The sequence below is a fragment of the Acetobacter ascendens genome (assembly GCF_001766235.1).
Lineage (GTDB): Bacteria > Pseudomonadota > Alphaproteobacteria > Acetobacterales > Acetobacteraceae > Acetobacter > Acetobacter ascendens.
Window position 1 is genome coordinate 2177946 of record NZ_CP015164.1, and the last position, 11854, is coordinate 2189799.

At 54.5% G+C, this 11854-nt stretch carries 17 protein-coding genes; 1 reads left to right on the forward strand and 16 read right to left on the reverse strand.

What is annotated here, in order from left to right:
• Nucleotides 1–20 precede the first annotated feature (20 nt).
• On the reverse strand, nt 21–2366 hold the full coding sequence (locus A4S02_RS10575; RefSeq protein WP_070323741.1) for a hypothetical protein: 2346 nt from the start codon (nt 2364–2366) through the stop codon (nt 21–23).
• A gap of 140 nt (nt 2367–2506) precedes the next feature.
• Here A4S02_RS10575 and A4S02_RS10580 point away from each other — a divergent pair, with 140 nt between their 5' ends.
• Complete coding sequence (locus A4S02_RS10580) at nt 2507–3340, forward strand: phosphoribosyltransferase (protein ID WP_157885548.1); 834 nt, start codon at nt 2507–2509, stop codon at nt 3338–3340.
• Nucleotides 3341–3493: 153 nt separating this feature from the next.
• On the opposite strand, the gene A4S02_RS10585 is transcribed toward A4S02_RS10580, so the two are convergent.
• The 15 genes from A4S02_RS10585 to A4S02_RS10650 form a co-directional block, all read right to left on the reverse strand.
• On the reverse strand, nt 3494–4000 hold the full coding sequence (locus tag A4S02_RS10585; protein ID WP_070323743.1) for a hypothetical protein: 507 nt from the start codon (nt 3998–4000) through the stop codon (nt 3494–3496).
• Entirely contained in the window at nt 3984–4145 is a 162-nt protein-coding gene (locus tag A4S02_RS15705) for a hypothetical protein (protein WP_157885549.1), read from the reverse strand. Before A4S02_RS15705 ends, A4S02_RS10585 begins: the two co-directional genes overlap by 17 nt.
• Before the next feature lie 23 nt (nt 4146–4168).
• Entirely contained in the window at nt 4169–4492 is a 324-nt protein-coding gene (locus A4S02_RS10590; protein ID WP_070323744.1) for a hypothetical protein, read from the reverse strand.
• Nucleotides 4489–4920, reverse strand: a complete 432-nt coding sequence (locus A4S02_RS10595; protein WP_070323745.1) for a hypothetical protein — start codon at nt 4918–4920, stop codon at nt 4489–4491. Before A4S02_RS10595 ends, A4S02_RS10590 begins: the two co-directional genes overlap by 4 nt.
• A 3-nt stretch (nt 4921–4923) precedes the next feature.
• A complete protein-coding gene (locus A4S02_RS10600; protein ID WP_322852837.1) occupies nt 4924–6222 on the reverse strand; it encodes a phage tail protein in 1299 nt (432 codons plus the stop codon).
• Nucleotides 6203–6409, reverse strand: a complete 207-nt coding sequence (locus A4S02_RS16370; RefSeq protein ID WP_322852838.1) for a hypothetical protein — start codon at nt 6407–6409, stop codon at nt 6203–6205. The genes A4S02_RS10600 and A4S02_RS16370 overlap by 20 nt, the downstream gene beginning before the upstream one ends.
• On the reverse strand, nt 6409–6615 hold the full coding sequence (locus A4S02_RS10605; protein ID WP_070323746.1) for a hypothetical protein: 207 nt from the start codon (nt 6613–6615) through the stop codon (nt 6409–6411). Before A4S02_RS10605 ends, A4S02_RS16370 begins: the two co-directional genes overlap by 1 nt.
• Nucleotides 6616–6629: 14 nt before the next feature.
• Nucleotides 6630–7676: a hypothetical protein gene (locus A4S02_RS10610; protein ID WP_070323747.1), complete on the reverse strand. Its 1047-nt coding sequence runs from the start codon at nt 7674–7676 to the stop codon at nt 6630–6632.
• Nucleotides 7676–8362 (reverse strand): hypothetical protein, encoded by a 687-nt coding sequence (locus A4S02_RS10615; protein WP_070323748.1) that lies wholly within the window; start codon nt 8360–8362, stop codon nt 7676–7678. The genes A4S02_RS10610 and A4S02_RS10615 overlap by 1 nt, the downstream gene beginning before the upstream one ends.
• A 187-nt stretch (nt 8363–8549) precedes the next feature.
• Nucleotides 8550–8759 carry a hypothetical protein gene (locus A4S02_RS10625; RefSeq protein WP_070323750.1) on the reverse strand — a complete coding sequence of 70 codons (210 nt, stop codon included), beginning with the start codon at nt 8757–8759 and terminating at the stop codon, nt 8550–8552.
• The gene (locus A4S02_RS10630) at nt 8719–9108 is read right to left on the reverse strand and encodes a hypothetical protein (protein WP_070323751.1); all 390 of its coding nucleotides are present in this window, start codon (nt 9106–9108) and stop codon (nt 8719–8721) included. Before A4S02_RS10630 ends, A4S02_RS10625 begins: the two co-directional genes overlap by 41 nt.
• Before the next feature lie 6 nt (nt 9109–9114).
• Nucleotides 9115–9504 (reverse strand): hypothetical protein, encoded by a 390-nt coding sequence (locus A4S02_RS10635; RefSeq protein ID WP_019089335.1) that lies wholly within the window; start codon nt 9502–9504, stop codon nt 9115–9117.
• Complete coding sequence (locus A4S02_RS10640; protein WP_019089336.1) at nt 9504–9725, reverse strand: hypothetical protein; 222 nt, start codon at nt 9723–9725, stop codon at nt 9504–9506. Before A4S02_RS10640 ends, A4S02_RS10635 begins: the two co-directional genes overlap by 1 nt.
• A complete protein-coding gene (locus A4S02_RS10645) occupies nt 9725–11119 on the reverse strand; it encodes a DUF4043 domain-containing protein (RefSeq protein WP_070323752.1) in 1395 nt (464 codons plus the stop codon). The genes A4S02_RS10640 and A4S02_RS10645 overlap by 1 nt, the downstream gene beginning before the upstream one ends.
• A gap of 80 nt (nt 11120–11199) precedes the next feature.
• Nucleotides 11200–11844, reverse strand: a complete 645-nt coding sequence (locus A4S02_RS10650) for a phage scaffolding protein (RefSeq protein ID WP_070323753.1) — start codon at nt 11842–11844, stop codon at nt 11200–11202.
• Between the last annotated feature and the right edge of the window lie 10 nt (nt 11845–11854).

Here is an 11854-nt window from a genome sequence, read left to right on the forward strand (position 1 = left end):
AAACCCTTGGAGAACAATCATCACCAGCCCGGAACACCCGGCACCCGTGGCGTTGAAAGTGGATCTGGCATAGCATTACTTGCCCGCATTTCGCGGTCATAATCCTTCCTAACCACACTTTGCACATGCCCGGCGATCTGCTTGCCATCTAGGTAAACAGATACATGCGTGTCACCTTCCTGAACCGTTGTTGGCTGGGTTCGCATCTGCACAGGGGGCGTCCATGCGCCAGTTGGGGTTACGTTTACTTTGCGGGCAATCCCATCGCTTTGAAGAAAGCCCTCATTAATCGCGTATGTAGCTGCACCTAAAAGCCCCCCGCCCAAAGCGCCGAAAGCTGCCGCTGGCACTGCCGGAACGCCCCCAAAAGGTAGCGCTACTGTTGCCCCTGTCGCAGCACCTGCGGCCGCACCGCTAACTCCAGCCTCGATAAAGCGCCGCAACCACCCCGGCAAACTGTCCATGGCCTTCCCAATAAGGCCGCCCACACTCGTTACGACTTGCAGCAACATATAAACATCATTGGCAAACATACGGATATCGTCAGGATGTTTCTCAGCGAAGTCTGCCATGCCGTTAAAGGTTTGGGTCAGCAGATTGATGGACTTCACAAACGGCCCCTGAGTAATGCGGCCTATCGTAAACTCTAGCCGTTCGAAGGAAGTATCCATCGCCAACTGGGCGGCTTTCGGGCCTTTTGCTAGGGCATCAAGCGTTTTGGCTACATCTGTGCGCCTTGCCGCGGCAGACTGCCGAGCAATGTTACCCTCTGCGCCGGTTGTCTCATTAACCACATCTTGAACATTGTTACGCTGGAAATATCCTATCATTTCAGGGTGCGCCCTCAGCAGGGGTGAGATATGCTTCGTAATCCATCCAATCGGATCTTCAGCAAGCGTTTGCTGATCGACAAACTGACCGTTACGGCCAATTAATCCGAACTTCTTTTGGCTAAAATACGCGAAATCCTTCTTCGTCATGCGGGTATGGTTGCCGAGGAATAAATCGTCAAACGACTTAATAGCGGTTGCCGCGCGGTTCGGATTGACATCGATGAAATGGGAAAAATTCAACAGCCCCTCATCAGACATACGCATGCCTTCTGCGCCCGCTGATTTGGCAAATGCCAAAAACTTGTGACCATTCATGAACTGCTTGTTAGCAATATACATTGCCAACGCTGTATTCGTGCTTTTTTCTGCGCGATCGAACGAAAACTGGCCCGTCTTCTTATCGTAAAACCTATTGGAAAGATCCTGCGCCCGGATAAAGTCTATGCTTTCCTTCATGGCGGCTTCTGGGCTCTTGCCCATAAGAAGAAAAGATTTATCAACCCGGTTTAGGAGGCTGGCAATGTGTGGCGACTCTCCCACTTCGCCCCCAGACAATTGGTACGATTCCTGTGCAATCCGGGCAGCATCATTAGGCGCAAGAAACGGGTTATCCTTCATCGATTGCTGCGCGATTGCCTGAATGGCCCCCATATTCTGCGCGGCCACAGGGTCGCCACTCATCCCCCGGAATGTCTGGTCATACCCGGCTGCCTGATCAAACCCACTGGCGGCAAAGTGCGCTACACCATGAGCCCCCTCATAAGCTGCTAGAGGACCCACCCAATGCGGCAGACGTGCTGCGGCTGCTATGGTTGCGCCACGCTCGGCCATGTTTGCGGCAGGTGAGCCAGAAGGCGCGTTAGAAATCGGCTTCCACGGCCCGTAGGTCTGGTTCCCGCCCACCCACTTGCCATCCATGCGCAAGTTTCCCGGATACGGGATAAGGGCAGTCCCCGGGACAGGCTCACTCTGCGTCCAATTTGGCCGATAATCAGCAGGATTTTCAACGCGACGAAAGTTAGGGGTATTCCCCATACTATCGCCATGCCCCGGCAGCGGAATAAGCGCAGTTCCGGTCTGTGGAGGCGGCAATAACGGAACAGGAGCGCCCGGCACATTCATAGCCGCAGCAGAATATGGAGAAACGTAAGAACCACCGGCATCTGTAATCGGCGTAGCTGATGGCGGAACGGGAGATGTCGCACGCGCGCGACCAGTCGGCACAGGAGATACGAAGGGCGCAAAGCCTCCAGCACCCTCGCCAGACTGCGGAGCAACAGGCGCACGAAACTTAGTGGAAGCCGCAGCAATCGTGCGCGCTGCCCGTGCTGCACGCTCCATATCAGAGGCCATACCAGCGGTTAGTCGCCGCGCGCCGCCCAGAGACGAAACCATGTTGTTGAAGCCCATCTGCACGTCTTTCTGGGTAGACGCCAGACGTTCCAGAGCGCGGATCATTTCGCCAACAGGACCGACAACCTGTGTGGCATCAGCGACTAGCGAGACACCGATTTTATAGGCTTCAACAGTCATAATTATTTCCTACTGGAGAGCATCCAGAGTCTCATGCTTGAGGAGGCAGTACAAGGGTTGTGAGGCCGCATGGTCAGGGGAATGATCTCGGTAGGATCCCAAAAGTTGCCTTCCCACGAGACTTCGCTTAAGAAGCCCCCGTGCTAGATAAAAATCCGACATCTGACGAAGGATCTGGCAACCCAATTTCTTCTGAGGCTTGCCTTCGTCTTCCGTGGCCAGATTGGTTTCCTCCTGTAACGATCCATTCCCCTTATGGAAGCAAGTCAGTGAGTGGATTCGTGTATTGCAAGGATCCCGACGTAAACTGCGCTAAATCCATTGGTGATGTAGATGCGGCTTTTTGTGCGGTCGATAAATTTATAGATGCTTCAGCATTAGAAAAAATTTCCCAGAATTTGTGTGGCATTACTACATACGTGGTTGCCCCTGCGAAGCCACCAGACGCGCGCCGTAATGTCCTTGCTCTTACTTTTGCCGCAATTATCGCCCAAGAATTGGGCTTAGAGCTAGCGGATAACATCTTTCAATATCCTCGTGCAAAGCGCGATAGAAATGGAAACTTTGTTTTTCGCATAGCAAATGCGCCAGAATTTTTTGGTGACATTGTCGCCAACGCCGACTATGTTGTTGTTGACGACGTATTGACATATGGCGGAACTCTTGCTGGGCTACGCGCATATATAGAATGCAACGGTGGCAGAGTAATCTGTATGTCTACTCTCGCTGGCAATCCACCTGGAGAAGAGCAGATCGCCGTTACACCATCGTCTATAGCGAGTCTTAGTCGTATGGAGGGTGGTAAGTTAAATGAGTTTTTTTTGGAGGTATTAGGTTATGGACTTGACTGTTTCACGGAACGGGAAGCTGGCAAACTCCGATCGCTCCTCCAAAAGGAGTGGAAAAAAAATTTCTCTTTGGACTTCCTCAGAAAAAGAATCCTTCGTGAACGACACGAAGCGGCTACAGGCTGAGATTAATGCAAAAGTCACAACCCGCACGCCTCGGTTTGGACTAACAAAGCCCAAAGTTAGGAAGTGCGCCTAGTTTAGCCGACTGGTTTTTCTGCCAGTTAGTAAGGTGGCTCATGGGCGGCCTCTCTCATTCTCAACCCGCATTAAACCGACTCACTCATCCCCTTCCCGCTGGTTAGGAAGGGGTAGCCCACACATCGCACGAACAGCAAGCGCACCAATACGACGCACGATCTTGTGCTCATTCCTAAAGGCCGCCACAGAAAGCTCTGGGCGTGGCGGCTGATAGTTTTTCTGCTCCATGCGGCCAAGTTCAAACACTACGGCCTTGATGTCGTCAGAACCAATAGAAGCATGCACCACAGGACCGGCCTCGGATATACGTACGCCATAGCTCTCGCGCATATCGCCGGTTCGTAACCCCGGATCATCCGGCGTAAATCCCAACCTGATACGCTCGTCTATAGTGCTGTCTGCCAGTGGAGCAGTTGGCAAACCGGGTTCAGGCCCATCCAAATAATGGCCGATCTGTTCTTTCGTATCGCGCTCAATAAGGGCAGCGCCCTCTTCCACGCCACGATGAACGGCCACATCAACCGCAAGCCCCCTTGTCGTCAGATGGCCTATGAATCCCTCAATGGTCTTAAACTGCCGCACCATCTGGCACCTCAATGAACATCATGGCATTCCAATCGAACGTTTCCCCACGCATTTCGCGCAGAGCTACGCAGGCGGCCAACCTGCGCTTATCGCTCCATTTCCCGCAAACTTCCCACGGCACCCCATTTTGAACGAGAAACAGCATTTCCCTAAAAATGGGGTGCTCGCTCAGTTTTTTACTGCGGCCTTTTCATCGGCAGAACTGGCGTCTTTTTTACCGTAAAAAATCGGCATCAGCGCAGCTACGCCATCATTGCCGATATCGTTGGCCAGTTCCTTCACTTCGTCTTTCGTAATCGGCATCTGCACAGGCACACCATCAATAGCCGTCACAGAGCAGACCATCTGCGCATACCCCAGCCACGCACCGGCAAACTGTGAACTCATGGCAGAGCCTGCGGCTTCAATCAGATCCAGCATACTGCCCGGATCAATTTCTTTCAGGGAAAGAGTTTTACCTGCTGCCGTTTTAACTTCTGCTGGAATGCTCATGAAATTTTAGTCCGAATTGGAGAGAAGAAGCTGAGGGTCTGGTAAACAATCCCCTCTTTTTGCCATGTGCCGCCCGCTGAAAGCGAAAGCCCTACCTGGCTGAACTGCCATTTGGACGTGCTGCTGTCTGGCTCGCTGATATACTGGTAAATGGTGCCGGAATTGATCGTACCAGCAGACCAGAATCCTTCTTCAATGGCCGCAATCAAATCATCAACAGCGCGATTAGCACGGGCAATCGTAAAGCTTCCGCGCCAACCATTCGGTGTTGCAAATTCAATCGGCGTGCTGCTGAGCGGATCTGCACGCTGTGTTGTAGTTTCCTGATTGGCGGTAAAACCGGTCACGTCCCGCAGATCAATGCGGGTGCCTGCCCAAAGGAGGGTAAGCCGACAGTTCCGGCCAATGCTGTATGGGTTGGTAGCCATTTCTTAGCCCCCAGAAGCCACAGTGACAGTCACACCCTGACCGCCCTGCAAGTTGACGATGAAGTAGCGCAGGATGCCCATGTATTTGACCTTCACATCGGCCTGCACATAACCAAGGGCTGTACGACTATCCGGGTTGTTGCTGGTGTCGCACACGACCGAATACGGAGTGCTACCGTCCGTGCTGCCAAGAACACCTTCCGTCAGCATATTGGCTAGGAAACCCAGCAGCGTAGCTTCAATGTTGGTGAACAGATCGGCATTAATCGTCTGGCCGATATAGGAACCCATCCCTGTGGCAAATGTCTCTGCCAGATAGTTCGTCAGGCGTGTGTAATTATCGCCATTTACTGCTGCGGATGTGGAGCAATTGATGCCACCACGCACAGCCCAATAGTTCCCGCCTGGTGCTGGATAACAGATCACATCAATCCCGGCTTCAAACAAGGCTGACAACTCTGCATCAGAATACGAAAGCAGCGTGCCAGAACTTGTCAAACCTGCCTTCTGGCTACCGATGATCCCGTAAAGCTGCTTGTTCAGCGTTGACTGTTCGGGAGAAAGAGCCGCCAGCAGCCCTGCTGCAAATGCAGCGGGAGATACCAGCATATTGCCGTTGGTATCATCATCCCACCAGATCCAGTCACCATGCATCACCTTCATGGCGTAACTGTCGGCACCCGCTCCGGAAAGCGCAGAAGTGGCGGCAGAAACACTCGTGCCAGATGGTAAGGCTGCAATCATATACAGCCCCTCACCCAGCCCGAAATCAATCTGGGCAGAGAACGAGGTTGTATCGGACAACCCGCACAGCAACCCAATGGCGCAACCCTGATTACGCAGCGCATACATGCCCGTGCGGGATGTGCCGTCTGTGCCGATGAAGGCTGTTTCTGCAGGAGTGCCGCCGTCTGCACCGCCCGCCAGCGTGACATTGCCAGCAGCAAGGGTCGTGCCGCCTGTAACGACAACCAGAGCCGATGCATCGGCATTGACCGCAGCAACAATATCGGCCCATGTCGTGCCCTGATACGTGCCCGTTCCCAACACGCTATGCGTCACAGTCAATGTCCACATAGCCGCGTTAAGCGTGCCCTGAGACAGCGTGGCAGTAATCGCGTTCCCTGCTGTGCCGGTATAGACTGCCGTAATCGTAGCGCCTGAAATCGTGCCAGTGGCAGCTTTATCCGTGCCATCGGTCACACGCACACAACGGAAGTCAGAAGCACCCTGATACACGCAGATATTGACGTTTACGCCCATATCTGTCGCCAGCGCCTGCTTAGCACCAAACACGAGCAAGATAATCAGGCATGCCGCCAACCACGACTGGCGTATTAACCGGCCCCCATGAGGATGTGCCAACAACACCAATGCGGCTGGATGAAACGCCATTCAGAAGCGTTACAGGCGCTTGGATCTGCACATACACATTCGGAACGGTAAGGGACGTGGTATTCAGCGCTCCCTGTTGGTAAATTTTCGCCATCACACGCCTCCAACGGGCACAGCAAAGCGCCGAATGTCTGCGCCGTGCTTCTTGATTTCATCGGGGTCTGAAATGGTCGCACCTACCGCATAGCCATATCCGGGCTGCGTCACGCGATAGAGCACGCTTCCCTGTGCCTGTGCGGTAAGCGCAACGGCAGCTTTCGCACTCGCCTGAGCGGGTGCGCTTCCCTGTGTATCCGTCATATTGTCTCGCTGATTTAAGCCGGTTGTCCGGCAAGATTGGTGGCCGCGTCCTGTAGGACAACATCGCCAGCCTGATTAAGCATGAGGCCCGCGTAGGGCTGCTCAACCGCAAACATGAGGTTCCCGGCGGCATCTTTGTAGAACGTTGCCATATCGTCAGTGCTGATTGCTCCGACATTACCTGGCACATCGCCAAACGTATGAAGCGCCACGCCAACATGGGTGACTGTATGGGCAAGCCCAACACCAAACATCATCTGCGCTGCTGTCTGGGTATTGAGTGTGTCGAACGTGATCTTAAAACGGAAGTCACGCCGATAAACGCCGCTGGTCTGCATGGCGTCTACATCGCTAGCCCCGGCAAACAGCATCAGGGCATTTTGCCCATCCAGTGTGGGTAACCATGACTGCGCAGAAAGCGCCGCGTCCAATGCGCTCCCTAAATTATCACGCGCATTCCCGCCATTTGTGAAAATGGAGACAGTGAAAAGCTGCTCCTGCCTGCGTGTTACGCGCGTGATCTGTCCATATCCTGCGGTAGCCGCTTCCACCAGAGCCGCATTCGGCACAATCACCGTGGCTCCGCTGGTGTAGGCTCCATCAATCAGGCCTGCCAGCGATTGCGCGATAAGCTCCGGGGTATCATCTGATTGCACCGCATATGCCACGCTTGTTTTGTCGGGTATCAGGCCGCTTCGATCTGGAATGACGCGCAACCCTACAACGCCACTGGGCGTAGCCCCGTCTGCAATACTGACAGTGGCCTGATTGCCAGAGGCTGTGAGCGTAACGGTGCAAGGGCTGATTGCACCTTCGCGCCATGACCAGCCAAGAGGCTCGGCAATCTGGCGGTAAGCCGTTGAATAAGCCGTCACCCCCACATAGTCGATGCCATTCTTGATACTGCATGCGCCTGTGTAATCAGCATTGTTCAGCCATCCACGCCGCACAATCGTACGCCTGCCAGTCAACGGCGAAACACCGGCACCAATACCGTTGGGATACAGTATCTGCGCTATGGTGTAGGCCAGAGCCTTAGAAATGGTGCCAACATCAGCCATTAAATCTGGTTCACCGAAATCATGAGCCGGTTGCCATATTGCGAAGGCTCCACAGCATCAACCGTATATTCCGTGCCCATATCATCAGTAACCGTCATGTAAGGACGCGGCGTGAAACCGGGGACAACAGGTGCGAGCATCTCAAACTGGCCGGAACGCAAATTACCAGGTAGCCCGCTGGAAACACGCTCACCCTTATTTTTCAGGATAATGCTTACTGGCCAACCCGATGCCTCAACAGAGCCAGATCCATCAGTAGATTGGCCGTTATACCCATCCTGATAACCGGCAAGATTACAGGCATCGGCAGAGTCACTATCAAGAACACCTGATCCACTCTGGCCGGTGGCTGTGAAACTGACATTACGGTTTGTCAGAATGCACACAGCCGGACGGAATGGCTCAAACCGCGCCACGAAATACGTGCCCATCGGTGCAACAAGAATATCGCCCGCCTGCACATCGGTCGTATCGAACAACCCGAAAACCGTAGGCTTGTCCCAAAGCGGCGGCTTCTTGAATGAAAATGCTGCATCAGAGGCAAAATCAGCAAACAGCGTTGCATGCGCTGTGCCTATGGGATCAGTCAGTCCTGTGGGCCGATATTGCGTAGTTAACGCACCAACACGCTGTGCTGTTTTGCCATACCCTTTAGCAACCTTGGCCTGTAGGCGTGCCTGATCCATTACTTGCGTTTCGTACGCTGCTGGTTCAGCGCTACAACATCACGATCAATAGAACGCGCCTGCGGTGTTTTCTTGAAATCCCGCATTGTCATTCCCGTCAGGTTGGACATGAACCGGTCTTCTTTCCTATCCTGCATTGAGCGCAGATACGCATTCATACTGGTCGGACGTTTTGGGGCTTTTGCCATCACTTCTTCTTCCGAATAACCTTGTTGGCTGCCGCTTTAATCTTGACTGCAGTAGAGGGCGAAAGGTTGCCCTTTTTCACTTCCTGCGTAGCTCTTGCTTTGGCGTTGGCCGCACGCGCTTTCGTATCAATCGGGTAACGCCGAGAACCGGGCAAAGCGAATGCACTTTTAGGCAGCCGGTTGCGGCGTGCTGTTGTCAGCTTGGCCATTACCTGCCTCCTGCTTTGCGTGCTCAGCTTCCTGCCGTTCTGCATCCTCGGAAGGATGAACATTCGCCGCTGCTAGAGCGACAGACAGCACACCCGATGGAGGCGCAGGAACGCCACAAGGAGCACAGTATGCCGCCTCACCCTCCATCAACTCAGGCCGCCCGTTCCGTGGAGCCACATTCCCATGATGGTCCGCAATGAATCCAATTTCACAGGGCACGCCAGCCACGCGAATGGCACGGCCTTCGCTCCAAGGCGCAGGCTGCCCCGCTTCAACAGAGCGGATGTCCACTACAACGCCATTTTCTACCCGTGCCCATCTCTGGGGCGGAACTTTGTTGATTGTCATATTCCCTCAGATCACCACGCGATTTGCAGAACGCAGGCCGGGGCCCGGCGGCACACCAAGAAACTGGCACAATTGCCGCCGCCACCGATTAAACAGGCCCATCCTGTCCTGCACTTCGTTCTTGTTGTGCGTCCACACAGCAGCCTGATCCGTATCCAGATTGTCGCTGGCAGTCAGAATGGCCGTTTCCAAACTGGCAATGTCTTTCACATATTGTCGCACTTGTGCGACTTCGGCATCAGCAAGGTTACGCAGACGCCATTCATTGAAGCCATATACCCGAAAGAAGCGCCAAGACTGCTGGCTGCTGTTAATGCCGCCCATTGCGGGATAGCCCATGAAGCGGCGTACCGTTACAAGTTCATCATCCGTCAAAGGGTCGGTTGCATCTGCCATTATGCTGTCTCCAGCGGCGCTCCACGAGAACGCAGCAGTTCTATTTCTGCAGGGTTACTCACAACCTCCCCTGCGCTCCATTCGAACCGGCCACGATTGAATTCTTCCTCAATGAAGCCAAAAGGCCGCAGAAGCCGCACTGCCTGCACAGGAGCGGGTTTTTTCTCGTCCTGCGCAGGAGGAACGGCTGGTTTAGCCGCCCCGCGCCGCGCTTGGCTCATCAGGCTGTAGCGCCCAGAGATGTTGCGCCAAGGCTTTCAATCACCACGCCACGCTTAAGGTAGCTGTTGGTCGCCGTGGGAATGATCGTTGTATTGGCCGTCAGGTCAGTTGGCAGAGCAAAGCCACCAATCCAAGACCAAGACTGCGCAATGATCTGCCCCAGACGATCCAGCGGCGGACGGGTAACCATCAGCACATCATCAATATGCTCCACCTCACCCGGAAGATCGGCATATGCCTGCGCCATGTTGGCATAGTCGCCCTCGATCAGCGCACCCGCACCACAGATGATGGCACGATGAATCTGGCCCTGCCCCAGAGACGCCTGCTGCGGGGCTTCCGTGGTCGGGATAAACCGGATGCCCAGCAGTTCGAACACCTGACCTGTCCGGTATTCATCAGACCCATACTGACCGCGATACAGCAGCTTGAAATCAGGATCGCGGAATAGGCCGAGAAGCTGGGAGTTGTCGAGAAAGCAGTTGAAGCAACCACCAATCGTCGGAACGTTGTTGTTGCGCAACGCAGCAACTGCCCCCAGCATGGTGTCGATGGTCAGGTAATCACCTGTCACCACATTGCCATTGGCGTCTTTGGAGCCCGATGCCAGAAGTCCTGCTGTTGTGGCACGACCATTCGGGCGCAGAACCAGAGGTGCAGTTGCAGCAACCACCGCAGCATTCAAGGCCGCATCAGTTGTCGCAACATTCTCAGAGAACGTCAGCGTGCCAGAAATACCGCCCGGTGCCTTGCTGACGTTTGTCGCATCTGCAGCAACATTAACCAGCGTATAAGAGCCGGAACCAACGGTAACAGTCATGCCACTGGTTGCAGAAACCGGGATAACCTGCCCCATGCTATTCATGACGCGCTGGAAACCACGGATATCATCAACCTGAACGGTTGTGCCTGCGGCTGCCAGCGCTGTGGTTACGCGGGTGTTCCCGCCCAGATACCCACCAACACCACCAATAGCGCCGCCAAATAGGGAATTACGCGCCAAACGGTCAAGAGACTGACGGGCGTTAATACCCAGAACCTGTGCATTTTCGACAAACTGGTTCGCAATTCCGACACCTTCCGTGACCTGATTGAGGTCCATCGTGTTACCGAACTGCGCAATTTCCAGCGTGTACTGTTCCACAGACCATTCCGTGGGAGACATGCCGTTATCGAAATTGCTGTTGGCCGCGGGATTGAGCGGAGTTTCAACCGGTGCCAGCAAACCACGGCGTGTATCCGTAATCGTCTGGCCAATACGGGCAGGAAAATCCATGCGGTCAGCAACGGAGCGAAAGCCAAGCTTGGATTCAAGGCTAGCTTCAAACGCACGGGCCAGAAAGCCCTGCTGGATAATGGGTTGTAGTGCTGCGGGGAAATCGGCAATTGCCATTTCGTTATCTCACTGTTTGCAGAGTCATTGCTACAGCGCCCGCAGCATCAGCCGCTGGGCGAGACTGCATCAGCAGTCGGTTAGGATGGTGTAAAAAGTTTGGGGTTAAGTCCCGCTGCCTGCGCTTTGGCCGCCACTTCTTCTGGCGTTGCCTTGCGCGCATCAAACGGTTCAGACTTACCCGGCTTAGGGTCTGGCGCCGTTTTGGTGGTGCCGGTTTTGGTGCCGGGCTCAACGGGTTGAGTGAACAGATAGCCACGGCTTTCTTTCGCTGCGTCCATCACAGCATCCAGCCCTTCGATCTGCCCATTCTCGCCCATCTTGACCTCAGAAAGATCAATCAGCCGCACCACATCATCAGGAGAAACAGCGCCCAGCTTGGTTGCCAGCGCCTTGGCTTCTGCCCGAATGACGGCCTGATCCGCTTGCGCCTTGGACTGCGCGACTGCCGTTTGCGCCTCAGTCTTCGAAGCTTCAACGGCCTGCTGTGCCTCAGCCAGCTTACCTTCAAAGTCGGACTTCTGCTGTGCAAGCTGCCCTTTGAAGCCATCACGGGCTTTAATGGCCGCATCACGCTCAGCACGCACTGCATCCACATCTTCCCGCGCAGCCTTAAGCTCGTTACGCACAGTCACAAGGTCGGCACGCGCACGCGCCAATTCACGCGGCGTGTTAGGATCAGCGCCACCGTTCCCAGCATCAGCAGGGTTTGCATTATCGGACATCAGTCCCTCA